General features: G+C 62.0%; 24 protein-coding genes. 9 read left to right on the top strand and 15 right to left on the bottom strand.

Going from position 1 to position 24,139, the window contains the following annotated elements; genetic code table 11:
- The first annotated feature begins 183 nt into the window (after positions 1-183).
- The 4 genes from BM234_RS02320 to ilvN all read left to right on the top strand — a co-directional run bounded on the left by BM234_RS02320 (position 184) and on the right by ilvN (position 5,117).
- Positions 184-1,656: a pentapeptide repeat-containing protein gene (locus tag BM234_RS02320; RefSeq protein ID WP_092060224.1), complete on the top strand. Its 1,473-nt coding sequence runs from the start codon at positions 184-186 to the stop codon at positions 1,654-1,656.
- A complete protein-coding gene (locus tag BM234_RS02315; protein ID WP_175501181.1) occupies positions 1,653-2,402 on the top strand; it encodes a trypsin-like serine peptidase in 750 nt (249 codons plus the stop codon). Before BM234_RS02320 ends, BM234_RS02315 begins: the two co-directional genes overlap by 4 nt.
- 259 nt (positions 2,403-2,661) lie before the next feature.
- Positions 2,662-4,422, top strand: a complete 1,761-nt coding sequence (locus BM234_RS02310; RefSeq protein WP_092060220.1) for an acetolactate synthase 3 large subunit — start codon at positions 2,662-2,664, stop codon at positions 4,420-4,422.
- A 131-nt stretch (positions 4,423-4,553) separates the two neighbouring features.
- Positions 4,554-5,117 carry an acetolactate synthase small subunit gene (gene ilvN, locus BM234_RS02305; RefSeq protein WP_092061309.1) on the top strand — a complete coding sequence of 188 codons (564 nt, stop codon included), beginning with the start codon at positions 4,554-4,556 and terminating at the stop codon, positions 5,115-5,117.
- 161 nt (positions 5,118-5,278) lie between these two features.
- Here the strand turns inward: ilvN and yghX are convergent, their stop codons facing one another.
- Together yghX and BM234_RS02295 are read right to left on the bottom strand one after the other, a co-directional pair.
- On the bottom strand, positions 5,279-6,193 hold the full coding sequence (yghX, locus tag BM234_RS02300) for a YghX family hydrolase (RefSeq protein ID WP_217645938.1): 915 nt from the start codon (positions 6,191-6,193) through the stop codon (positions 5,279-5,281).
- Between the two features lie 265 nt (positions 6,194-6,458).
- On the bottom strand, positions 6,459-6,806 hold the full coding sequence (locus tag BM234_RS02295; protein WP_092060218.1) for a hypothetical protein: 348 nt from the start codon (positions 6,804-6,806) through the stop codon (positions 6,459-6,461).
- A 248-nt stretch (positions 6,807-7,054) separates the two neighbouring features.
- Here BM234_RS02295 and BM234_RS02290 point away from each other — a divergent pair, with 248 nt between their 5' ends.
- Positions 7,055-7,870: a helix-turn-helix domain-containing protein gene (locus tag BM234_RS02290; RefSeq protein ID WP_092060216.1), complete on the top strand. Its 816-nt coding sequence runs from the start codon at positions 7,055-7,057 to the stop codon at positions 7,868-7,870.
- Between the two features lie 5 nt (positions 7,871-7,875).
- On the opposite strand, the gene BM234_RS02285 is transcribed toward BM234_RS02290, so the two are convergent.
- The 9 genes from BM234_RS02285 to BM234_RS02245 all read right to left on the bottom strand — a co-directional run bounded on the left by BM234_RS02285 (position 7,876) and on the right by BM234_RS02245 (position 15,922).
- A complete protein-coding gene (locus BM234_RS02285) occupies positions 7,876-8,130 on the bottom strand; it encodes an EF-hand domain-containing protein (RefSeq protein WP_092060214.1) in 255 nt (84 codons plus the stop codon).
- 196 nt (positions 8,131-8,326) lie between these two features.
- Complete coding sequence (locus BM234_RS02280; protein ID WP_092061305.1) at positions 8,327-9,796, bottom strand: mannitol dehydrogenase family protein; 1,470 nt, start codon at positions 9,794-9,796, stop codon at positions 8,327-8,329.
- Between the two features lie 14 nt (positions 9,797-9,810).
- Positions 9,811-10,047 carry a hypothetical protein gene (locus tag BM234_RS02275; RefSeq protein ID WP_092060212.1) on the bottom strand — a complete coding sequence of 79 codons (237 nt, stop codon included), beginning with the start codon at positions 10,045-10,047 and terminating at the stop codon, positions 9,811-9,813.
- Positions 10,047-11,048 carry an ABC transporter ATP-binding protein gene (locus BM234_RS02270; RefSeq protein WP_092060210.1) on the bottom strand — a complete coding sequence of 334 codons (1,002 nt, stop codon included), beginning with the start codon at positions 11,046-11,048 and terminating at the stop codon, positions 10,047-10,049. The genes BM234_RS02275 and BM234_RS02270 overlap by 1 nt, the downstream gene beginning before the upstream one ends.
- A 12-nt stretch (positions 11,049-11,060) precedes the next feature.
- Positions 11,061-11,891 carry a carbohydrate ABC transporter permease gene (locus BM234_RS02265; protein ID WP_092060209.1) on the bottom strand — a complete coding sequence of 277 codons (831 nt, stop codon included), beginning with the start codon at positions 11,889-11,891 and terminating at the stop codon, positions 11,061-11,063.
- A gap of 4 nt (positions 11,892-11,895) precedes the next feature.
- The gene (locus BM234_RS02260) at positions 11,896-12,768 is read right to left on the bottom strand and encodes a carbohydrate ABC transporter permease (RefSeq protein WP_092060207.1); all 873 of its coding nucleotides are present in this window, start codon (positions 12,766-12,768) and stop codon (positions 11,896-11,898) included.
- A gap of 99 nt (positions 12,769-12,867) precedes the next feature.
- Positions 12,868-14,187, bottom strand: a complete 1,320-nt coding sequence (locus tag BM234_RS02255; protein WP_092060205.1) for an ABC transporter substrate-binding protein — start codon at positions 14,185-14,187, stop codon at positions 12,868-12,870.
- A gap of 102 nt (positions 14,188-14,289) precedes the next feature.
- Positions 14,290-15,243: a sugar-binding transcriptional regulator gene (locus BM234_RS02250; protein ID WP_092060203.1), complete on the bottom strand. Its 954-nt coding sequence runs from the start codon at positions 15,241-15,243 to the stop codon at positions 14,290-14,292.
- On the bottom strand, positions 15,233-15,922 hold the full coding sequence (locus BM234_RS02245; RefSeq protein ID WP_092060201.1) for an HAD family hydrolase: 690 nt from the start codon (positions 15,920-15,922) through the stop codon (positions 15,233-15,235). Before BM234_RS02245 ends, BM234_RS02250 begins: the two co-directional genes overlap by 11 nt.
- A 117-nt stretch (positions 15,923-16,039) precedes the next feature.
- Here BM234_RS02245 and BM234_RS02240 point away from each other — a divergent pair, with 117 nt between their 5' ends.
- Complete coding sequence (locus BM234_RS02240; RefSeq protein WP_092060199.1) at positions 16,040-16,927, top strand: DMT family transporter; 888 nt, start codon at positions 16,040-16,042, stop codon at positions 16,925-16,927.
- Between the two features lie 295 nt (positions 16,928-17,222).
- Here the strand turns inward: BM234_RS02240 and ndk are convergent, their stop codons facing one another.
- Positions 17,223-17,645, bottom strand: coding sequence for a nucleoside-diphosphate kinase (gene ndk, locus BM234_RS02235; RefSeq protein ID WP_092060197.1), 423 nt, complete (start codon positions 17,643-17,645; stop codon positions 17,223-17,225).
- A gap of 129 nt (positions 17,646-17,774) precedes the next feature.
- Between ndk and BM234_RS02230 the strand changes: the two genes are divergently transcribed.
- The 3 genes from BM234_RS02230 to BM234_RS02220 are packed head-to-tail and all read left to right on the top strand — an operon-like array spanning position 17,775 to position 20,874.
- Positions 17,775-19,631, top strand: a complete 1,857-nt coding sequence (locus BM234_RS02230; RefSeq protein ID WP_092060195.1) for an ABC-F family ATP-binding cassette domain-containing protein — start codon at positions 17,775-17,777, stop codon at positions 19,629-19,631.
- A complete protein-coding gene (locus BM234_RS02225) occupies positions 19,631-20,251 on the top strand; it encodes a MarC family protein (protein ID WP_175501180.1) in 621 nt (206 codons plus the stop codon). The genes BM234_RS02230 and BM234_RS02225 overlap by 1 nt, the downstream gene beginning before the upstream one ends.
- Before the next feature lie 44 nt (positions 20,252-20,295).
- On the top strand, positions 20,296-20,874 hold the full coding sequence (locus tag BM234_RS02220; RefSeq protein WP_245752449.1) for a retropepsin-like aspartic protease family protein: 579 nt from the start codon (positions 20,296-20,298) through the stop codon (positions 20,872-20,874).
- On the opposite strand, the gene BM234_RS02215 is transcribed toward BM234_RS02220, so the two are convergent.
- The 3 genes from BM234_RS02215 to BM234_RS02205 are packed head-to-tail and all read right to left on the bottom strand — an operon-like array spanning position 20,871 to position 24,038.
- Positions 20,871-22,094, bottom strand: coding sequence for a DUF2254 domain-containing protein (locus BM234_RS02215; RefSeq protein ID WP_092060191.1), 1,224 nt, complete (start codon positions 22,092-22,094; stop codon positions 20,871-20,873). The genes BM234_RS02220 and BM234_RS02215 overlap by 4 nt on opposite strands.
- A gap of 19 nt (positions 22,095-22,113) precedes the next feature.
- Positions 22,114-22,572 (bottom strand): DNA polymerase III subunit chi, encoded by a 459-nt coding sequence (locus tag BM234_RS02210; RefSeq protein WP_092060189.1) that lies wholly within the window; start codon positions 22,570-22,572, stop codon positions 22,114-22,116.
- Positions 22,572-24,038, bottom strand: coding sequence for a leucyl aminopeptidase (locus tag BM234_RS02205; RefSeq protein ID WP_092060187.1), 1,467 nt, complete (start codon positions 24,036-24,038; stop codon positions 22,572-22,574). Before BM234_RS02205 ends, BM234_RS02210 begins: the two co-directional genes overlap by 1 nt.
- Positions 24,039-24,139 lie beyond the last annotated feature (101 nt).

The following is a 24,139-nucleotide window of genomic DNA, read 5'->3' as shown; positions in this document are numbered from 1 at the left end:
TATGTGGACCGGCGGGGCATTGCAAGGCGATTGGGGGGCGTATGACATGTGTATGACAATCGTATGACTCCGCGGCATACGATCGTGTGACACGCACGCCCCGCCGCCCACTCCCCGACCGCTCCAATCGCCCGACCCCGAGGCGCACCCCCATACAGCTTGGCAGCGGCGCGCGGGCCGGGCATGCTGGACCCACGGTATTTGGAGCATGTGATTTTGAGGAACAAAAAGGACTGGCGAGGGTGGTTCGGTTTGCGAGACCTTCCGGATTTCACCAAGGCGCGATGGCTTGGTCCGCCGATTTTTGTCTTATTCGTAGCTTTTGCTGTGGCCATGTTCGTGTTCGCGCTAGACGACTATATTGATGCGACGACACGCACGGTCGGCACCGGAGAGGCGATCCGCAACACTGGCCTCGTGCTTGCGGCAATCGTCGGTATTCCGTTTGTGATCTGGCGCTCCTACGTCGCGCATAAACAAGTCGACATCGCCGAACAGGGGCTCATCACCGACCGGATCAACAAGGCAGTGGAGGGGCTGGGCGCCACAACCGAGGTGAACCGACTTGGGCGCATTATCGGATGGAAAGAAAACGGCAAGGACCATTTAGAATTCGAATGGCATGACGACCGAGTGGACCTACCTGACGGTGTCGCCCTTGACCCCGAGGTCACGACGGAGTGGAGAAACGTTTCGCTGACCAAGCCCAATCTCGAAGTTCGGATCGGGGCGATCTATGCGCTGGAACGCATCGCACAGGATAGCCTGCGCGATCACGTGCAGATCATGGAAATCCTCTGCGCCTATATCCGCGAAAACGCCCCGGCGCGGCTGGCCACGCCCTTCCCAGAGGATTGGGAAGAAAGGTTCGCCGTGAAGTGGGATGAGGACGGCATCATCATTAAAACGATGCGCGCCCAAATCCATGACTGGGCGTCGAAGCTTACCAAACCCCGCGAAGATATTCAGGTTGCCCTGCGCGTGATCGGCCGAAGAACGACTGAGCAGATTGCGCGCGAAGGTTACTATGATGAGAACGGAGTCTGGCAGCGATACCGGATCGACCTGCAGGGCACCTGCCTGCAAAGAGCTGATATAACAGATGGGCGTCTTGAAAATGCACTTCTAGACGAAGCGCAGATGCAAGGGACGGTGCTATTCAACGCGCGCCTGAAGGGGGCGACGCTAGTATCTTCGCAAATGCAGGGTGCATACCTCAAAGGAGTTCGACTACAAGGCGCGTGCCTTGCAGAGGCGCAGATGCAGGGCGGGCAGCTTGAGGATGCTCAGATGCAGAAGGCTTTTCTTGAAAAAGCGAAACTTCAAGAGACTGAACTTAGCAGGGCGCAGTTTCAAGCTGCACAGCTTGCTGAGGCAGAGTTAGACGGGGCCTTACTCGACCAGACAACGATGGATGCCGCTACCAACCTCTTCAGGGTCTCTCTCAATGGCGCGGCCTTAAGACAAGTCGACTATACCGAGGTAAACTTAAAGGCGCCTCAGTTGAGTAAGGTGTTTTGGGATGGATCTGTAATTCTACCGATAGGGATCAACCGCCGACCACTGCACGATACCAAGCTTATATCATATAGATTCAACAAGGAATGGCGCGCGTTCCAGCGCAGCATTGGGCAGGATCCGGAGAACCCGACGTGAGGCGGCTTTTCGCCCTTGTCCTTGCCCTGCTCCCCTTTGGGCCAGCCTCGGCGGAGGAGCTTCTTCTGCCGATCATTGCGGAGGATGAGCGGCCCGCGTGGGTGGCCGTGGGGCGGGTCAACCGGGGGGGATTTCAGACGCGGCGCCTGTGTTCGGGCACGCTGGTCGCGCCGGATCTGGTGCTGACGGCGGCGCATTGCGTGAAACGGGGCAACCGGCTGGTCAACGGGGTGATCCCGGATCTGTTCTTTGTCGCCGGGTGGGACCGGGGGGCCTATGCCGCCGCCGCGCGGGTCAGGGAGGTGATCGAGCACCCCTTGGGCCAACAGGGCGGCGCGGGGAATTTTCGCTATGACGTGGCGCTCATGGTGCTGGCCGACCCCATGACGGGGGTCGCCCCCCTGCCCGTCTCCGCCTCGGGCCGGGCGGGGGGCACGCTCGGGATCGTGGGGTATCAGCAGGACCATCCGCATATCCTGACCGGGCGGCTCGATTGCCCGCTGTTGAACCGCCCGCCGGGGATGTTCCGGCTTGGCTGTCCGGTGCGGTCGGGCCATTCCGGCGCACCGGTCCTGCGGCAAGGCAGCGCGGGATGGGAGGTTGTCGGCGTGACGGTGGCGCGTCAGGGGGAGACGCTGGCGCTGGCGGTGGAGCTGGGCGCGTGGATCGCGGGGGTGATCGACCGGCACCTTGCGAATCCACCGGCAACCCCGGTTGGTCCGCGCGAATCGCAACTTTCGGAATGAAAAGACGCCGGGCGCGAAAGAAAGTTCCGTTTTCGGGGTGTTTTCCTGTCATTTCCGCTTTGGTTTGCGGTTGACGCCCCTTTTACATGCACCTAATGTCCCGTCCACGCATCGAGGAGCCGCCGGGGATGAACACCCTAGTAGACATCGTGAGACTGAAGCGCATGGGCGGGTAACCGTACCCACATATGACCCATGCGCCCCCGACTGACCCCGGGGGCTTTTTTATGCGCGAAACGTGTTTGAGATGGAGAGACAGATGGCACGTCCTATGACCGGAGCGAAGATGGTCGTCCAGGCCCTGAAGGATCAGGGAGTGGACACAGTATTCGGCTACCCGGGCGGCGCCGTACTACCCATCTACGACGAGATTTTTCAGCAGAACGATATTCGCCACATCCTCGTGCGGCACGAGCAGGGCGCGGTGCATGCGGCCGAGGGCTATGCGCGCTCCACCGGCAAGCCTGGCGTTGTTCTGGTGACCTCCGGGCCGGGGGCGACCAACGCGGTCACCGGCCTGACCGACGCGCTGATGGATTCCATCCCGCTCGTGGTTCTGACGGGTCAGGTGCCGACGTTCATGATCGGCTCGGATGCCTTTCAGGAGGCTGATACCGTCGGCATCACGCGCCCCTGCACCAAGATGAACTGGCTGGTGAAGGATACCGACAAGCTCGCCGGGACCATCCATGAGGCATTTCACGTCGCCACCGCGGGCCGCCCCGGTCCGGTGCTGGTCGATATTCCGAAGGACGTACAATTCGCCGATGGGCAATATGTGCGGGCCGAGGATGCGGATTTGGGTCACTATCAACCCCGAACCAAAGGCGACGCCGAAGAGATCGCGGAGCTGGTCGCGGCCATTGAGGTTGCCAAGAAGCCGGTCTTCTACACCGGCGGCGGCGTGATCAACTCCGGCACCAAGGCGAGCGAGCTGTTGCGTGAGTTGGTCGAGGCGACAGGCTTTCCGATCACCTCCACGCTGATGGGGCTCGGGGCCTATCCCGCCTCGGGCGACAAGTGGCTCGGGATGCTGGGGATGCACGGGCTCTATGAGGCGAACCTCGCGATGCACGACTGCGATCTGATGATCAACGTCGGCGCGCGCTTTGACGACCGGATCACCGGGCGGATCGACGCGTTCAGCCCGAACTCGGTCAAGGCGCATATCGACATCGACCCGTCCTCGATCAACAAGGTCATCCGCGTGGACATCCCGATCGTTGGCGATGTCACAGAGGTGCTTCAGGACGTGCTGGAGTTGTGGAAATCGCGCGGGGCCAAGACCGACAAGACCGGGCTGGCCAAGTGGTGGAAGAAGATCGCCGGGTGGCAAGAGGTCAAATGCCTCAACTACAAGCCCAACGACAAGACCATCCGCCCGCAGCATGCACTCACCCGGCTCGAGGCGCTGACCAAGCATCGCAAGGATGACCGCTTCATCTGTACCGAAGTGGGCCAGCATCAGATGTGGGCGGCGCAGTATCTTGGGTTCGAGAACCCGCATCAGTGGATGACGAGCGGCGGACTCGGCACGATGGGCTATGGCCTGCCGGCCTCTGTCGGCGTGCAGATCGCGCATCCCGATGCGCTGGTCATCAACGTGGCAGGTGAGGCCTCCTGGCTGATGAACATGCAGGAGATGGGCACCGCGGTGCAGTACCGCGCCCCGGTCAAGCAGTTCATCCTCAACAACGAACGGCTCGGGATGGTGCGCCAGTGGCAGGAGTTGCTGCATGGTGAGCGCTATTCGCACTCGTGGTCCGAGGCACTGCCCGATTTCGTGAAGCTCGCCGAAGCCTTCGGGTGCAAGGGGATCCGGGTCTCCGATCCGGCGGATCTCGACGATGCGATTCAGGAGATGCTGGATTACGACGGTCCGGTAATCATGGATTGCCTCGTGGAGAAGCACGAAAACTGCTTCCCCATGATCCCGTCGGGCAAGGCGCATAATGAGATGCTGCTGGGCGAGGCCGAGACGCAGGGCGCCATCGATGCAAAGGGCAGCGTTCTGGTATGACCCGCCGCGCGCGCCAAAACGCCCCCTCGTATGGAGGTTCGGCCAAGGCTGAACGCCCGCACGATGGGCACCCGGCGCACGCGCAGCCGTCGCAGGATCGCCCGAAACCAATACATGAAAGAGAGTGAATGATGTCCGCTCTACATATCAAACGAGGCTCCAACAGCCACTCCGCCTATAACCTGCGTTCCACCTTTTCGGACGTTCAGGAAAAGCACACCCTCGCCGTGGTGGTCGAAAACGAGCCGGGCACCCTTGCCCGCGTGATCGGCCTTTTCTCGGGTCGCGGCTATAACATCGAAAGCCTCACCGTCGCCGAGGTCGATCATACCGGACATCAAAGCCGCATCACCGTCGTGACGACCGGCACGCCGCAGATCATCGAACAGATCAAGGCACAACTGGAACGGCTGGTGCCGGTACACCGGGTCAACGACCTGACGGTCGAAGGGCCATCGGTGGAACGGGAACTGGCGCTGCTGAAAGTCGAAGGCACGGGCGATCAGCGTGTCGAAGCGCTGCGCCTTGCGGATATCTTTCGCGCGAAGGTGGTCGACAGCACCTTGGCGAGCTTCGTGTTCGAGATTACCGGCACGCCGGAAAAGATCGACGCCTTTGCCGATCTGATGCGGCCCCTCGGCCTTGTCGAAGTGGCGCGCACCGGTGTTGCAGCGCTGGCGCGCGGCGCGGAATAGGCCCTTCGGGGCCACCACATTCTTTCAGACGAAGAGCGAGAGTGGCCGCGTTTCGCGGTGGTGTGCTCTGCGGGACGGAGCTGCCGCATGGACTTGCGAATTGTACGTCAGCAATTCGAAGAGCGTGCAACCACTGAGATGAGCGGATGCACGGCAACCTATCATCCAGCGAGATACGTGCGGAACCAAGCCACCATGCGTTCTTCTGCCAGCTTGGCAGAGGTCTCGTCATAGCGCGGTGTCGTGTCGTTATGGAATCCATGGTTCACGCCGGGATAGATATGCGCCTCATAGATCTTGTCGTTGGCCTCCATCGCCTTCTGAAAAGCCGGCCACATCGCGTTGATGCGTTGGTCGAGCGCAGCAAGCTGGACCATGAGCGGGGCCTCGATGCCGGGTACCTGCTCCGCGTCGGGGAATGAGCCGTAGAAGGGAACGCCGGCGGCCATCTCGGGATAGGCCGCTGCCAATTTGCTGACCACGCCGCCGCCGTAGCAAAAGCCAGTTGCGCCAACCTTGCCATTCGTTCCTCCAAGCGCTTGAAGATATTCAAACCCCGCAAAGAAATCGTTCAGGAGCGCGCTCTGATCGAGAGTTCTCTGCATCTCGCGGCCCTGGTCATCGGTACCTGGATAGCCACCAAGCGAGGACAGACCGTCAGGCCCCATTGCAATGAAACCTGCCTTGGCGAGACGACGCACGACGTCGCGGATATAAGGATTGAGCCCCCTGTTCTCATGGACCACGAGAACAGCGGCAGGCGGCCTGTCGGGATCTATTTCGGCTGGGCGCACGAGATACGCAGTGATGTCGCCAGTGCCATTCGGGCTGGAGTAGACGATATCCTCTCCTTCAATTTCCGGATCGTCCTCGGCGATTTGCTGCGCCAACGCGTAGTTCGGCGAAAGCGTGCTCAGGATCGCAGCGGCGGTCAGCCCCCCGACGGCCCACTTGCCAGCGCGATCAAGAAACTCACGTTTCGAGATCTTCCCATGGGCGTAGTAGTCGTAAAGATCTAAAAGGTCCTGATCGAAATCAGCAGCAGTCAAACGGCGCACGAGTTTCTCGTCGTTCATTTTGTCTTCTCCCCGTTGATCTTGATGAACTAGAGACCTTTTATCCTAAAATCAGTGTTGTGTACCGATAGCTTTGGCAGAAGGCGCTCACAAAGCCCTATGTTGAATTCCCCCCTGACAGAAGACATTCATTCAAGCCGCAGCATGGTGCTCTTTGGCCTCAAAGTAGACCAACACGGGATATGGACACCCCAAACAGAAAAAGGGCAGGTGACCGCCACCTGCCCTCTGCCTCATGGGGGAGTTGCCTGCCCTGGGGGAAGGCTCAGGCTGTCCTCGCCATGGGGATACCGCGACGGGGCAGTCGGACCACATTGCCCATCCGCGGATTCGAATTCGTTTCAACTGGGGCCGCCGGTTCGCGATCGGCCGTTGCCTTGAGGGCACCGGAAAGCCCGGTGTACCCTTCTGTCTCGACCACAGCGACGTCATGGGCGAGCCTGATGCTCTGACGTTCCTGCAGGCGGAATTTCACGATGTCACCCTCTTCGAGTTCGGGCAACGCTTCGGGCATCTCGCCCTCGTTGTTCAGGTAGGCAAGATTGCCATGGTCTTCACACCAGATAACCGCTTTACGATCTACTCGGTCACTCCAGATGACGACACCAATCATTGCATTCTCCGTTCACTTGCAGACGTGCAGTCCCAATACCGATCATAGTCCCCCACAAGCTGACACAAACCTATCGCCGAAAGCGCGTCTTGACCTTTTGATTTGTGTCGGCAATTTGGGTACGTGAAGCTAATGCGCATCACACGCGACGCTAAATCGCGTCAGGTGGCGCGAGTTCGACTACCTAACGCTAGGTAAGTCATTAAAAATCGGTTAAAAAATCAACCGAGTATATTGAGGAAACAGGAATGCTGCGTACGACGAATAAATCCAAGCCCCCTACCCCGACGGAGCTTCGGACCATATTCGGCGAGAATCTGCGGCGTCTTGCGTCCCGTCACGCCTCCGTCGCGGGGTTGTGCCGGGAGCTGGGAATCAACCGGACACAGTTCAACCGCTATCTCGCGAGTGAGAGCTTTCCGCGGCCCGACGTGCTCTATCGGATCTGTTCGTTTTTCGAGGTCGACGCCCGCGTGTTGCTGGAACCGGTCGAGAATATCGAGGAGGCTGGCAACGACCTGCTCACCCACCCGCAGGTCAACGATTTCATCGGTGCGCGCGCAACCGAGATTTCCGACGAGCTTTTCCCGGTCGGGTTCTATCGCTTCACCCGCCCCAGCTTTGTCGAGAGCACCGCCTATCTTCAGGGGCTGGTCTATGTCTATCGCGCGGACGGATACACCTTTGTGCGGGGCTATGAAGCGCGCGAGGCCGTGGCGCTTCAGGGTTTGCGCCCGGATGGGGCCACGCGGGAATTTCGCGGGATCATGATCGCCCAGAACGACGGTGTGTCCATGCTGATCTCTCGGCGAAACACGCTTTCGACCAGCTTCACCTATCTCACCCGCGTGACGTCCTTCGAGAACAACTTCTGGGTCGGCTACACCACCCGTACCGCGCCCGAAGCGCTCGACAGCCGGCGCGCCGCGCGGATCGTGTTTGAGCATCTGCCGACGGAAACCGGACCGGTCCTGCGGGCCGCGCGCCAAACGGGCCTGTGCGAGATCGAAGCGGTTTCCGCCTTTCACCGCAAGCACCTGCGCATCGGCGAAGTCTTTCAGTAAGGCCGTCACCCCCGCGGATCGGAGGGCCAGAGCCCCGTCGTGCGTGCGGCGGTGACCTCGTCTTCGCCAAGCAGCCCGTCCTGATCGGTATCAAGCGCGGCAAAGGTTTCCACCGTCAGGTCGGGATGATCGCTGAGCAACTCTCCGAAGCTGACGTATCCGTCGGCATTCCGGTCCAAGGCGGCTGCGGCATTGTCGAGCGCGAAGGCAGCACCCGCCAATATGGCAAGCGCAAGGGCGGGAAACAGGGCGTGGCTCATCCAAAATGCTCCTCATGTCGATATGACGATGAGGAAAGAGGACCATGCGGTGAAGGATCGCGCCAGTCGGGAATTCCTGCCCTGCGCTCATGGGCCACCACCCGCCGAGCGGCAGCGCGCTCTGGCCGACAGGATCGGCGGGAAGGCGCGAACGGGCGGGAAATGCGCCGCAAAACGGCCATTTCCCGCTGAAAGCTCAGCTCTGGATGTAGGTTTCGAGGGTGGCCGTGGTGCCTGTCTGCCAGATCATCCGAAGCCAATACTCGAACCGTTCGGAAAACGCCGGCATCTGCGCAAGATCGCCGTAAACATCCGACATCTCGAGCCATGCACGCGGACGGCTGCGCGCCTCTTGGGCCGTGGCGACCAGCATGTCCCAGCTTGGATCGTTGGGCGCGATCTCCGCACCACTTTCGATCTGGCCGGCGCAGTAGCGGCACCAAAGAGCGGAGAGCAGCGCAAGTCCGTTGACGGAGATGCCCGCCCGAATCCCGTCGCGCACCGACGGCACGATGAATTTCGGCTGGCGGTTGCTGCCGTCGTGGCACAGGCGGCGCGTGGTATCGACGACCGCCGGGTTGGCCACACGGGACTCGATCAGCTCAAGATAGGCGGCGGGGGTCATCTCCGGCACCGGCGCCACGTGAGGCAGAACCTCTTCGGTTTCCACCTTGCGGAAGAAGCCTCGTACCAGCGGATGGGCGATGGCCTCATGCGCATATTCGATTCCGAGCAGCGCGGCGGGATAGGCAATGATCGCGTGCCCACCGTTCAGGATGCGGATCTTCATGCGCTCATAGGTATGCACCTCTGAGGTCAGGGTCACGCCCGCCTCTTCGAAGCGCGGGCGCCCGTTACAGAAATTGTCTTCCATGACCCACTGGCGGAACGGCTCGCAGGTCACCGGGACGGGATCGTCGAGGCCGAAAGTCTCCCGCGCCAGAGCGCGTTCACGGTCGCCAGTGGCCGGGGTGATGCGATCGACCATCGAATTGGGAAAAGTCACCTCAAGCGCGATCCAGTCGGCCAGCGCCGGATCGATCAGGCGCGCCATGCCCACGACAGCGTCACGCGTCACCGTGCCATTGCCCGGCAGGTTATCGCAGGACATGACAGTAAAGGGTTTGATGCCCGCATCCTTGCGCGCCCGAAGCCCCGCGACGATGGCCCCGAAGACGGTGCGCGGCGCGCCGGGATTGGCCGCATCCGCCACGATATCGGGATGGGTTGGATCGAACGTGCCGGTCCCTGCGTCCACGAAATAGCCGCCTTCGGTCACGGTTAACGACACGATGCGTATCGACGCGTCGGAGATACGGGCGATGAGCGGGCCATTATCCGGGGCAACCTCAACGAAGTCGATCATCGCGCCGATGATCCGTGCGGAGGCATCCTCGGGGGAAAGTTCGATCACGGTCGACAGGCAATCCTGTGCCATGAGCGCGTCGCGCATCCCCGCGTCGGGTGCCCGAACCCCGGCCCCGCAGATCGCCCAGTCATGATCCAATCCCTTGGAAAAGAGATCATCGAGATAGACGGCCTGGTGCGCGCGGTGGAAATTGCCAAGTCCGATATGGACGATCCCGGTGGTGAGCGCCGCGCGGTCATACGTGGGCCCCTGGATACTTCCTGGCAGGCCCGTGATCGCGGAATTTGAAAGTCGCATGGCCATGTGCCCCGTCAGCTTGATGTATCGGTTTTGCCCGGCGCACGACCGGACTTGCCCCAGCGGGCCAATCCGCCCACCCCGACGAGGGAGCGGGCGATGTTGAGTGCGCTTCGGCGGCTGGACGGACTTTCGACCTCGGGCATGATGCCCAATTTGTCGAGGCGTCCTGCGACGGGCCCTTTCGATCCGGTGGGATCGTTTTTCCCGCCGGGAGGAAAGTCTTCCGTCCCGCGCGCCGATTGTCCCATCAGATCCGAAGCCCTTGCGCGTCGAAGCGGTGGAGCTGCGTTTCATCCGGCGTCAGGAAGATCTTGTCGCCGTGGTGAAGCGACACCTCGCCCCCGGCACGAACGGTCATCGGCTCTTCCCGGCCCGGCAGATGCACGTGGAAGAACGTGTCGGAGCCGAGGTGCTCGGCGACGCCGACGGTGCCCTCCCATGTGCCAGCGTCAGGCGATGGCGTGATGTGCTCAGGGCGAATGCCGATGGTATGGGCATTACGCTTTGCCGCCTCTTCGCCATCAATGAGGTTCATTTTCGGCGAGCCGATGAACCCTGCGACAAAGACGTTCCGAGGCGCACGGTACAACTCCAGCGGGGAGCCGACCTGTTCGATGTTGCCCGCCCGCAGAACGACGATCTTGTCGGCCATGGTCATGGCTTCGACCTGATCGTGGGTGACGTAGATCATGGTGGTCTTGAGCCGCTCGTGCAACTCGCTGATTTCCATGCGCATGCCCACGCGCAGCGCGGCGTCGAGGTTCGACAGCGGCTCATCGAAGAGGAAAGCTGCCGGTTCCCGCACGATGGCCCGACCGATGGCGACGCGCTGTCGCTGACCACCTGAAAGCTGCCCGGGGCGCCTTTCGAGATAGTCGGTGAGGTTGAGCACGCTGGCGGCGCCCTCCACCTTCTTGTCCTGCGCGGCCTGATCCAACCCGGCCATCTTGAGCGGGAAGGCAATGTTCTTGCGCACGGTCATGTGCGGATAGAGCGCGTAGGATTGAAACACCATCGCGAGGCGGCGCTTGGCCGGGGGAAGATCGGTGGCGTTCTGGCCATCGATCCGGATCTCCCCGCTGGAGACATCCTCCAGCCCGGCGATCAGGCGCAGCAGGGTGGACTTGCCGCAGCCCGAAGGCCCCACGAAGACCACGAATTCCCCTTCTTCGATCGTCAGGTCAAGCGGCGGGATGACTTCCACATCGCCGAAGGCCTTCCTCACTTTGTCGAGCGTGATACGTCCCATATTCTTGCTTCCTTACTTAACGGCGCCGAAGGTGAGGCCGCGCACGAGTTGTTTCTGGCTGAACCAGCCCATGATGAGAATGGGCGCGATGGCCATGGTGCTTGCGGCGCTGAGCTTGGCGTAGAAGAGGCCCTCGGGGCTGGAATAGCTCGCGATGAAGGCAGTGAGCGGTGCGGCCTTTGCTGCGGTGAGGTTCAGCGTCCAGAATGCTTCGTTCCATGCAAGGATGATGTTGAGAAGCATGGTGGAGGCAATCCCCGGCACCGCCATCGGCAGCAGCACATAGGTGACTTCGTTCCGCAGGCTCGCTCCGTCCATCCGTGCCGCTTCGAGGATATCGACCGGGATTTCCTTGAAGTAGGTATAGAGCATCCAGACGATGATCGGCAGGTTGATCAGGGTCAGCACGATCACGAGGCCGGTCTTGGTATCGAGCAAGCCGATGTCGCGGAAGATGAGGTAGATCGGCACCAGCACGCCCACGGGGGGCAGCATCTTGGTGCTGAGCATCCACATCAGGACATCCTTGGTTCGCTTGCCGGGCACGAAGGCCATAGCCCAGGCGGCGGGCACCGCGATGATGAGGCCAAGGACCGTCGAGCCGACCGAGATCACGACAGAGTTCCAGAAGTGCCGGAAGTAGTTGGAGCGCTCCAGCACCGTGGTGTAGTTTTCCGTCGTCCAGTTGAAGAACAGGAAGACCGGCGGATCGGCGATGGCCTGGGCCTCTGTCTTGAAGGAGGTCAGGACCGTCCAGAGGATCGGGAAGAAGATCATGATGCCGAAGGTCCACGCGATCGCGGTGTTCAGCGCCTTGCGTTGGGGGGTTATTGCGCGTGCCATGGCTTCATGCGTCCAGATTCTTGCCGATCATCCGCATCAGGAAGATGGCGACGATATTGGCGAGGATGATGGCGACGACGCCGCCGGCGGACCCGGTCCCCACATCGAAGCGCAGCAGGCTTTCGGCGTAGACCAGATAGGTGAGGTTCGTCGAGGCGTTGCCCGGGCCACCATTCGTGGTGACAAGGATTTCGGCGAAGACGGACAGAAGGAAAATCGTCTGGATCAGGATCACGACGGTGATGGCGCGGCTGAGATGCGGCAAAACCATGTACCAGAACCGCGACAGCGGGCCTGCGCCATCCATCTCGGCGGCCTCAAGTCGTTCGCTATCGAGCGATTGCATGGCCGTGAGCAGGATGAGCGTCGCGAATGGCAGCCATTGCCATGAGACGATCCCGATGATCGAGGCGAGCGGGGCCGCGGCGAAGAAATCGAACGGCGGCAGCCCCAGAAACTTGGCGAGATGAGCAAACAGCCCGTTCACCGGATTCATGAACATGTTCTTCCAGACCAGCGCAGAAACGGTCGGCATGACGAAGAAGGGCGCGATGACGAGGATACGTACAATCCCCTGCCCCCACATCGCCTGATCAAGCAGGATGGCAAGCAGAGTGCCGCCCACGACCGTGATCACCAGCACACCCACCACAAGTAGCAGCGTGTTGACGATCGCCGCCTTAAAGGCCGGATCAGAAAGGAAATAACTGTAGTTCTCCCAGCCCACAAAGGGGTTCGCACCCGGCATCAGCAGGTTGTAGCGCAAGAAGGAGAAGTAAAGGGTAAGCCCCAGCGGGATCAGCATCCATCCAAGGAGCAGGATCACCGAAGGGGAGATCATCAATCGCGCCGCGGCGCGGGAATGCTGGGTCGCCATGGGGTTACTCCCGTCGGAAGTGAAAGCGGGGCAAGCGCAATAGCGGGCTCCGCCCGGAGGGAACCGGGGCCGACACTGCGGCCCCGGAACTATTGGTGGTTATTCGCCGTAACCTGCTCGGTCGATCTCACGCTGGGTGAGGTTCTGCGCGTTGGCAAGTGCTTCTTCAGCGGAGATCTGGCCCGCAAGCGCGGCAGCGAACTGCTGGCCCACAGCGGTTGCGATACCCTGGAACTCCGGAATGGCGACGAACTGAACGCCTGTGTAAGGCACCGGATCGACGGTCGGGTTCTTGGGATCGGCCGCGTTGATCGAAGCAAGGGTCATCTCTGCGAACGGTGCCGCGTCGAGATACTCCTGGTTCTCATAGAGCGATGTGCGTGTGCCCGGAGGTACGTTCGCCCAGCCCTCTTCGGAAGCGACAAGCTCGGTGTAGCCCTTGCTCGTGGCCCACGCGACGAACTTCTTGGCTTCTTCAGGCGCATCGGTGCCCGCAGGAATGCCAAGGGTCCATGCCCAGAGCCAGTTGCCGCGCTTGCCCAGGCCATTGTCGGGGGCGAGTGCGAAACCGACCTGATCGGCGACATTGCTGTCGTCGGGGTTGGTCACGAAGGACGCCGCAACCGTGGCATCAATCCACATGCCGCATTTGCCCTGCTGGAACAGCGCGAGGTTCTCGTTGAACCCGTTGGAGGACGCGCCCGGAGGGCCGTAGGTGTTCATCAGTTCGAGATAGTCGGTCAGCGTGTTCTTCCACGCGTCGCTGTCGAACTGTGCGTTCCACTCTTCGTCGAACCAGCGGGCGCCGTAGGAGTTGGACATGGCTGTCAGGAACGCCATGTTCTCACCCCAGCCCGCCTTGCCGCGAAGACAGATGCCATAGACCTCATTCTCTTCGTCGGTCATGGCTTCGGCGGCGGCCTTGATTTCGTCCCATGTGGGCTCATCGGGCATTTCCATGCCAGCCGCTTCCATCAGGTCCTTGCGGTACATGACCATTGAGCTTTCGCCATAGAAAGGCGCGGCAAAAAGCTTGTCATCCGCTGTAAGACCGGATGCGATTGCGGGCAGGAAATCCGCCTGATCCCATTCCGCCGGCATGTTGTCGAGTGGCAGGAGCCAATCTTGGGCCGCCCAGATCGGAACCTCATAGGTGCCGATGGTCATCACGTCGAATTGGCCACCATTGGTGGCGATGTCTTGGGTAACGCGTTGACGCAGAACGTTCTCTTCCAGCGTGACCCACTCGATGGCGATGCCGGGATTCTCGCTGGTGAAATTCTCCGTCAGGCCCTGCATCCGGATCATGTCGCCGTTGTTCACGGTCGCGATCGTGAGGGTTGTGTCCTGTGCAGACGCCGCCATGGCGACAACCGACAGGGCGGTAGCGCCCAGAAGAGCGCGGGTAGTGTTTGTCATTATCTCCTCCCAGATTGAGCAAATGCTCTAGACATGAGCAATTACTCATGAGACGCTGATTCGAGTCAAGCGCAAAAATTAAACAACTCTTAAGATTTGCGGTTAAAGAAGCAGCTTTGCGGTATCTTCGTCGGTGACAAGTCCGGTCAGCAGACCGCCGGCAAGAGCGGCACGGATCGCCGCCGCCTTGCGAACCCCCGCCCCGATCCCCAACACCGGGCCGCCGTCATGGGGAACGCGAAGGCCAACCATGTTGTGATTGACCGGGTGATCGAGGAAACGCCCTTCGGCATCGAAGACATGGCCGCAGATTTCCCCTGCCGCCCCCGCCTCTTCCAGGCTGGCCAGTTCCGCGGCGGTGATGAAGCCATCGACATACAGCGGCGCATCCTGCCCGATCTGCCCCACGCCGACGATGGAGATATCGGCCATCTTTGCCAGAGCGCGTGCGTTCCGCACATGGGGCAAGCCGCTATAGAGTCGGTGCTCGTCGCGGTCCCGCGCCATAACCGGCACGGCCATGGGATAATGCGGGGCTGCCGTCTTGTCCGCGACGCGCATGATGACCTCGTAAAAGGAGGCCGATCCGTCCGGCGCGACATTGCCGATCACCGAGACGACCTTGTGGCGTCCTGCGTCAATCGTCTGCATCTGCTCGACCACCGCGCGCAATGTCCGCCCGGTGCCAAGCGCGATGATCCGGGGCGCTTCGGCCAGAAAGATCCGCTCCAGTTCCGGGGCCGCCACGGGGGCAAGGGCGACCAGCGGGTCCGGCGCACCGGGAACGCTGGGGGCCACGCGCGCCCGTTCAAGCCCATAGCGCGCACGTAGATCCCGCTCCAGCTCAAGGCAGGACGCGATGGGATGGGCAATCCGCACCCGGATCAAGCCATCGGCAACGGCCCGCGCCACAAGACGCTGGGCCCGTTGCCGCGACACCCCGAGTTCCTCTGCGATCTGATCCTGCCGCAACCCGCCCACGTAATAGAGCCAAGCCGCCCGCGCCGCGTCATCCTGCGGTGATGTATCGCGATCGTCGTGCCCGCTACGCGCCATTCTGGGTGTCCCTCTGCTTCAGATCCGGCGCATCATGGAAGAACTCGTCAAAGGAGGCAAACTGTCGATGTGGCAAGGCATCGGTATCCGCTGGGGGCGCGCCGGCCGCGAAATGCCCCCCGCCAACAAAGTGCCAGACGGTCATGCCGGCCGCCAGACCCGCGCGGATTCCGGGGCGGCTGTCCTCGACGACGAGACATCGGTTCGGCTCCACGCCGAACTTGGACGCCGCCAGCAGGAAAAGATCCGGGGCGGGTTTGCCATGTGTCACCTCGGACGCAGTGGTGACCGGCCCGGGAAAAGCATGGGCGAGGTCCACGATCCGCAGGGATTCGGCGAGGCGCACGGGGCTTGAACTGGTGGCCAGTGTATGCGGCACACTGAGAGTATTCAGCACCCCGGCAACGCCCGGCATGGCGCGCAGATCGCGCCGGAACGCAGCAAGCAACCGCGCCCGGTAATCCAACTCGAACCCATCGGGCAGCACCACGCCGAAATCCTTGCGGATCTGGCTCAGCACGACGGGATAGCTGCGCCCGAGAAAGTGACGCGCCACATACTCCATGTCGAGCGTCACGCCGATCTTGACAAGTTCGGCAATCAGCATGCGCGCGCTGATCGTCTCGCTGTCCACGATGACACCGTCGAAGTCGAATATCACCAGATCATAGGCTGCCATGGACGATCCCCTCGGCTCATCGGCATAGACCAGCGGGGTTGGTCGGTCCAGTGCTGCTTGCCCCTCCCCGCGGGCCGATGTAGCGAGATCACCGCGCCAATCGCTCGAAAGCCTCTCATGTCACATCATCCTCGTTTCGGCCTGCTGCTCGCGCTATTTGGTGCGCTCGTCCTGACGCCGGATACCTTGCTCATGCGCCTCTCGGACATGTCGGGCGCACAGATGATCGCATGGCGCGGCCTCTCATTGGGGTCGGTGATGCTGGTGCTCTGGGTGACGACGAGCCGCGCACACCGCCGGGAGATTGGGACGCTGCGGCAAAGGGCGACCTATCAGGTGGTGATCTGCCAGTATCTCAACGCGATCCTGTTCAGCCTCGCTATCGCCGTCGCGCCCGTGGCGGTTGTTTTGGTCAGCATCGCGACGGCCCCGGTCTTCGCCGCCGTCATCGGAAGGGTGCTCTATGGCGATCCCGCGGGCCGGGCAACTTGGATCGCCATGACTGTAGTTCTTGCAGGCATTGCAATCGCCGTGTTCGGGGAGGACCACGGCGGTTCCGCATTTGGGGCGGGGACACTTCTGGGGGCGCTCGCGGGGCTGTCGGTGGCCGGTGTACTGGCCTTCAACTTCACGCTGCTGCGCCACAATTCCGACATTCCCCTGCCGCTCGTGATCGGGATCGGGTCGCTGCTCTCCGGGATGACCGGGCTTTTCATCGTTGGCCCAGCCGGGATGGGCGACGGTCACATCCTGCCCATTCTGCTTGCCGGAGCGGTCATCGCGCCGCTCGCGTTCGGCACCCTGTCACTTGCCTCCCGGCATACCCATGCGGCGAATGTCAGCCTTCTGATGCTGCTGGAAACAGTGCTTGGCCCGCTGGTTGTCTGGTGGGGAGTTGGCGAGGCGCCGGGGCCGTGGATGCTGATCGGGGGCGGGATCGTCGTGGGGAGTCTCGCGGTCTATATGGCACGCGCCCTCTTGGTTGAACGCGCTGCTGCATCCTGAAGCATTTCGCTAAAACTCGGACCAAAAACCGTGGCGGCGTTGATGAAAGGCGCGTGATGGCAACCTCATGTTCATATTCGCGGCGCAGGCTCGTTCATAGAGTTTAATATCAGTATGCAGGAGCCCGTTATGGCTGATCAACGTCCACAGCAGATCCCCGCACCCAAGTCCCCGGAACCCGAAGCACCTCGGCAGATCTTTCGCGACTGGGCCGCGTTCTAGGCAACGAAAAACCGCCCGCGGCGCTCCGCAGGCGGTCTGAAAGAATCTGGGCGGAGCCCAAACGCTGATCGGTTTAGCCGACCAGTTCGAGCCCGGAGAAGAAATAGGCGATCTCGTCCGCCGCGGTATCAGGCGCGTCCGAACCATGGACGGAGTTTTCGCCTACGGATTCCGCAAATTCGGCGCGGATGGTGCCCGCTTCGGCATCTGCGGGGTTGGTGGCCCCCATTACTTCGCGGTTCTTCGCGATGGCGCCTTCGCCTTCGAGGACCTGCGCCACAACCGGTGCGGACGCCATGAATTCGCACAGTTCGTCATAGAACGGGCGTTCCTTGTGGACGGCATAGAATTCGCCGGCCTGGTCTTTGGTCAGCTGAATGCGCTTCTGAGCGATGATCCGCAGACCCGCATCCTCGAATTTCGCATTGATCTTGCCGGTGAGGTTGCGCTTCGTTGCATCGGGCTTGATGATGCTGAGCGTGCGTTCGATGGCCATGGGTCGTCTCCTATTTGTACCGAAGGGCCCCTGCCCTTAGGCCGTAATTTCCGCGGCTCCGATATCACGCGTCTCCCCCAGTGAAAAGCGGTGATTGACCGCGCGCCCGGCTTCGGCCAAAGGGGGGCCATGCTTGAATTGCGCGATATATCCTATGCGGTCGAGGGACGACCGCTCTTCGACGGCACCAGTGCCACAATTCCCGTAGGCCACAAGGTGGGCCTCGTCGGGCCGAACGGTGCGGGCAAGACCACGCTCTTTCGGCTCATCCGGGGTGAGCTTGCTTTGGAATCGGGGGAGATCGCCCTGCCCTCCCGCGCCAAGATCGGCGGCGTGTCGCAGGAGGTGCCCTCTTCCGATGTTTCGCTCATCGACACGGTGCTGGCGGCCGATACCGAACGCGCATCGCTTATGGCCGAGTCCGAAACAGCGCAGGATGGCACCCGCATCGCCGAGATCCAGACGAGACTTGCCGATATCGATGCATGGTCGGCGGAGGCCCGCGCGGCCTCGATCCTCAAGGGGTTGGGCTTTGACGATGAGGAGCAGAAACGCCCCTGCTCGGCCTTCTCCGGCGGCTGGCGGATGCGCGTGGCTCTTGCCGCCGTCCTCTTTGCCGAACCGGATCTGCTGCTTCTCGACGAGCCGACCAACTATCTCGATCTCGAAGGGGCGCTGTGGCTGGAGACATATCTCGCCCGCTATCCGCATACCGTACTGATCATCAGCCACGACCGCGGCCTGCTGAACCGGGCGGTGGGCGCGATCCTGCATCTGGAAGAGCGCAAGCTAACCTTCTATCAGGGGCCTTACGATCAATTCGCGCGTCAACGCGCGGAGCGCCGTGCCCAAGCCACCTCCATCGCCAAGAAACAACAGGCCCGCGTCGCGCATCTGCAAAGCTTCGTAGACAGGTTCCGCGCCAAGGCGAGCAAAGCGAAGCAGGCGCAGGCCCGGCTCAAGATGATCGAGCGGATGGATATGGTCGCCGCGCCGGAAGAGGCCGCCAAGCGGGTGTTTACCTTCCCGCAGCCGGATGAGCTCAACCCGCCGATCATCCGCATCGAAGGCGGTGCTGTGGGATATGACGGGCGCGCCGTGTTGCGACGTCTGGACCTGCGCATCGATCAGGACGACCGGATCGCGCTATTGGGCAAGAACGGTCAGGGCAAATCCACACTTGCCAAGCTCCTGTCGGACCGTCTCCCCATGATGGAAGGCCAGATGACGCGCTCGAACAAGCTGCGGATCGGCTTTTTCGCGCAGCATCAAGTGGATGAGTTGCATGTGGACGAGACCCCGATCGACCACCTGCGCCGCCATTTCCCGAACGAAACGCCCAGCAAGCTGCGCGCTCGTCTTGCCGGTTTCGGGCTCATGGCCGCGCAGGCGGAAACGCTCGTCGGCAAGCTGTCGGGGGGCCAAAAGGCACGGCTCTCGTTGCTGCTGGCCACCCTCGATGCGCCGCATCTGTTGATCCTCGATGAGCCGACCAACCACCTCGATATCGAAAGCCGCGAAGCGCTGGTCGAAGCGCTCACCGCTTATTCCGGTGCGGTGATCCTCGTCAGCCACGACATGCACCTTCTGTCCATGGTGGCGGACCGTCTCTGGTTGGTGAAAGACGGGGCGGTCACGCCCTATGAGGACGACCTCGACGCCTATCGCCGGCTGCTCCTGTCCGCCGACAAACCGGCCAAACCGAACAAGGCCGACAAGCCCAAGGCAGAAAAGGCCAAGCCCTCGCGTGATACGGTCAAGGCGCTCAAACAAGAGGTGCGCAAATGCGAGGAGCGCGTCGGCAAACTCAACGACATGCGCGACAAACTGGCGAGCAAGCTTGCCAACCCCGACCTCTATGAGGGGGAGCGCATCGGTGAGATGGAAGTCTGGCAAAAGAAATACGCCGAAGTCATGACCGCGCTGGAACGCGCGGAAGCGCTCTGGATGGCGGCCCTCGAAAAGCTTGAGGGCGCGGAGGCCTGATGGATAGCGCATTCCTCATTACGGCTTTTGTGACCATGTTCGTCATCATCGATCCCATCGGTCTTGCGCCGGTGTTCATCACGTTGACCCAAGGCACGGACGCCGCCCATCGGCGCGCCGTGGCCATACGCGCAACCCTTATCGCGGCCATCATCCTGACCCTCTTTGCCTTTGCCGGTGAACAGGTACTGGGCGTGATCGGCATCACCATGCCCGCCTTTCGTATTGCCGGGGGTATCCTGCTCTTTCTGACGGCGCTCGACATGCTCTTTGAACGGCGCACGAAGCGCCGCGAAGACAAGGCGGACCCGGACGAAGAGCATCCCGACCCGTCGGTCTTTCCCATCGCGATCCCCCTCATTGCCGGTCCCGGATCGATTGCGTCAATCATCCTGCTGGCGGGACGGGCTGATGGCATGCTTGGGTTTTTCTCCGTTCTTGGGGTGACCTTCGCGGTTCTGGGGCTGCTGCTCTTGATGTTTCTCATGGCGGGCATGGTCGAACGCGCCCTTGGGCGCACGGGCATTACCGTCGTCTCCCGGCTGTTGGGGATGCTTCTCGCCGCCCTTTCGGTACAGTTCGTGCTCGACGGGCTTCGCGGCTTTGGCCTCGGCGGGTGACAGGCACGATCCGCGCCCCTATCTAGGGGCGGAAAGGACCGCTCTTGACCTCGCAAAATACCGCCTCGCTCATCTATCTTGGCCTGTTGCTCCTCGTGCTGGTGGGCAGTTTCGTGGTGGCCAATCGCGCGAACCTGAGCAAGGTCATGCAAAGCGCCGCCCTTTGGGGGCTGATCTTTCTCGGAACGATCGCGGCCATCGGGCTTTGGGGCGATATCCGGACCCAGATCATCCCGTCGCAACGTGCCCTCTCAGAGAGCGTGATCGAGGTGCCCCGCGCGCCGGACCGCCACTTTTACCTGACGCTACAGATTGATGGTACCCCGGTGCGGTTCGTCGTGGATACCGGCGCCACGGAAATCATGTTGTCACGGCGGGATGCCGAACGGGTCGGGATCGACCTCGACGGGCTGGCCTATCTGGGCCGCGCCCAGACCGCGAATGGCCCCGTGCGTACATCGCGCGTAGTGCTGGATGAGGTCGCGCTCGGGCCTATCGTCGACCGAAGCGTACCGGTTTGGGTCAACGAAGGGGAGATGTCCGGGTCGCTGCTAGGCATGGCCTATCTCGGCCGGTTCGCCAGTGTGGAACTCACCCCGGACAAACTTGTCCTGACCCGCTAAAAGGCCCGTGCCCGCCTCATCCGCTCTCTGTCCGGCTCGAATGTCAGCGCAGCTTCGGCCCGGTCCGCGGAAATCCTCGCCTGTCGCTCCGCCGCCGCGCGCAGATCGGGATCTCTCGCACGCATCACGATGCCAAGCGACTTCTGCACCCATATCCCCAGCTCGACCGATCCAACCCCATCCTTGGAGAGGGCTGCAAACCCGTCCTCCAGCAAGTCATTGGCGTTGAGGGGCGCGACATAGACCCGGTCACACTCCGGATCGACCGGTTCCTTTCCCGCCCAGTCATGGAGTATCCGCGCCATACGGGTGACGATGTCGATGGCGGTGCCAGGATCGTTGACCGCAGGCGACAGCGCGCGCGAGGCAATCTCCGACAGGACAATAAGGCCAAACCGGGGATCGGTTGCGAAAGACCGCTCACCATCTATCAGGACTGTCTTGCGCGCCGCGTCCAGATCTTCGGCCGCGCCCTCCACGCAAAGCAAAGGTCGTTCGGGATGCACATGGGCACCCGGCCGGGCCAACAGGTGCACACGCGTCTCGCTCTTCTCGGCCCATTGTTGCAGCGCTTCCATATCCACGTGCTGGATGAAGCCGATCCGGTCCGGAAAAACCTCTGTTCCCTCGGGCACATCGTTGCTTGGGCGTGCGCCAAGCGGCGCGCTCCTGGGCCACTGATCGAAGGCATCGCGCGCCGCGTCGTCGACCTTCTGGATGGTGTTGCCCAATCGGCCAAGCCGCGCGATCCTGTCCACCCATCGAACGAAGGTCAGCACGACCCAAGCGAAGATGAGCACCGTCAGGACGAACAGCGCAAAACGCCCCACCTCGCCAAAGCTGCCCACGCGGATGGCGATGATGCCGACCACGCTGAAGATGAACGCCCCGATAAAGCTGGAAAGCGCGGTCTGCGTCTGACCGTCAGAGATCACCAGCGCAAAGGCGCGCGGGGTGGCCCGCCCGCTTGCCGAGGCATAGGCCGATACCATGGAGGTCACCGCAAAGGTCGCAACGCCCAACATGCTCGCCGAGATGACCGAGAGGAGTTTCTCGATCGTCTCGTCGCTGATGTTGAGCACGTATTCCTGCCAGTCGAGCGCATCGCAGGCCCCGGCGAGGAACACGGAACCGACGGCGGCAACCGCATAACCGATGGGCTTGATCCACAACCTGCTGCGCAAACGCCGGATGATAAAGGCGACGCGGCTGCGGATCATTGCGGAGGCTTTCGGTCGTTCACGCCGCTGTATCCCTCTTCTTTTCCCAACGACCGCTTTCTTCGGACCAGTATTGTGCTGCACACCCCGCGCCTGTCAGGGTGCGCCACTGCTCTCTCGCGCGCTGCATCGCGACATCGTCATTGCCATCGAAGAGGATGCAGACACGCTCCGCTGCCGTGACCTCGTCAGGCGATGCGGTGGCCCCGTCGATCATCATCCAGCATTGCGCGCTGTTCCGCGCATCATCCCGCGTCAGAAGCACAGGCTGGTCACTATCGAATTCACCGCCCGCCATACCGTGCGGTAGAAAACTGTCGGACCCAAGCCATAACTTCTCATCCAATGTGCGCAGCCGGTTCTCATCCGTTCCCCGGACCGCCACGCGCCAACCCGCCGCAAGCGACTTGCCGATCAGTAGCGGCAATGTCACCTCCAGCGGGTGGCGTGTCAGATGGTAGAAATAGGCCGCACCCATCAGTTCTCGAAATACTCCTGTACCAGCCGGTTGAGAGACAGAACGCCCCAGCCCGTTGCCCCTTGGGGCGCGAGCTTGGTCTCTGCCTTGACGGATGCCACACCCGCGATATCGAGGTGGATCCAAGGCATGCCATCCTTGATGAACCGGTGCAGGAACTCGGCCGCGGTGATCGTGCCCGCAGGCCGGCCGCCGGAGTTCTTGACGTCCGCGATCCGGCTCTTGATCAAGTCCGCATAGCCCTGTCCCAGCGGAAGACGCCATGCGCCCTCTCCCTCGGCGGCAGCCGCCTTGAGGAACTTGCCGACAAACTCGTCGTCGTTGGAAAGCACGCCTGCGTTTTCGTGGCCCAAGGCGATGATCGCCGCGCCGGTCAGCGTGGCGAGATCCACGATGCAGGAAGGATTGATCTTTTCCTGCGCGTACCAAAGCACGTCGGCAAGCACGAGACGGCCTTCGGCATCGGTGTTGATGACCTCGATCGTATCGCCCTTCATGGAGGTCACGACATCGCCGGGGCGCGTCGCACGATCAGAGGGCATGTTTTCGACGATCCCGACAAGGCCGACCACATTGGCCTTGGCCTTGCGTCGCGCCAATGTTTTCATCACGCCAGAGACAACGCCCGCGCCGCCCATATCCATGGTCATGTCTTCCATGCCAGCGGCAGGCTTGAGGCTGATCCCGCCAGTGTCGAAGACAACGCCCTTGCCGACAAGCGCGAGCGGGGACTCATCGCCGCCGCCCATCCACTTCATCACCACCATCTTTGACGGCTGTGCGGAGCCGTGCCCCACGGACAGAAGCGCGCCCATCCCGAGCGCCTCCATATCCGCCTCTTCGAGTACCTCGACCTCCACCCCAAGCTCGGACAACGCCACAAGCCGATCGGCGAATTCCACGGTGTTGAGCACGTTCGCAGGCTCGCTCACCAGATCGCGGGTGAAGAACGCGCCCTCGGCCACGGCGAGCACCGGCGCGGCGGCCGCCTCTGCCTCATCCGGCTTGGTGCACATGACCGTTACGCCCTGCGCCGCATCAGGCTTGTCGGATTTGTGATCGCTGAAGGCATAGGCCCGCATGGCCAACCCAAGCACCACCTCCGCGGGACGTGCGATACTGCCCAAACACACGGTCAGCGCGGCAGAGCCTTTAGCCTTGGCAAGAGACGCCCCGGCTTTGCGGGCCTCTTCTGCCCCGGCGCGCCGGTCAAGCTTTACCACGTCGATCGCCTCGGCCTCCATTCCGGCGGGAAACGCAAGGCTCAGCACGTCGCCCGGCTTGGCCTTTTCAAAGCGCTCGGCCCCGACCAGACGCGCCACGGCGCCCTTGCTGAGCCGGTTCAGCCGGCGTGCCGCAGGCCCCATCTTGCCATCCGCGCCCACGACGACGGCGACGCGCCCCTCGGCGGTTGCGATCGCCTCAAGATCCGTTTCGGCAAATTGGAATGAAAGAACGTCCGTCACGTGGCAGCCTCCTTGGCGATGTCTCTTGCTCTCTTGGGCTTGAGTCCTAGCCCGCGCCCCCCGGAATGACCAGATTGCAGTTTTCCCCCGTTCGGAGTTGA

It is taken from the genome of Poseidonocella pacifica (genome assembly GCF_900111875.1).
GTDB lineage: Bacteria > Pseudomonadota > Alphaproteobacteria > Rhodobacterales > Rhodobacteraceae > Poseidonocella > Poseidonocella pacifica.
The sequence above is the reverse complement of the archived record's forward strand: the minus strand, read 5'-3'. Positions and strand labels throughout refer to the sequence as shown.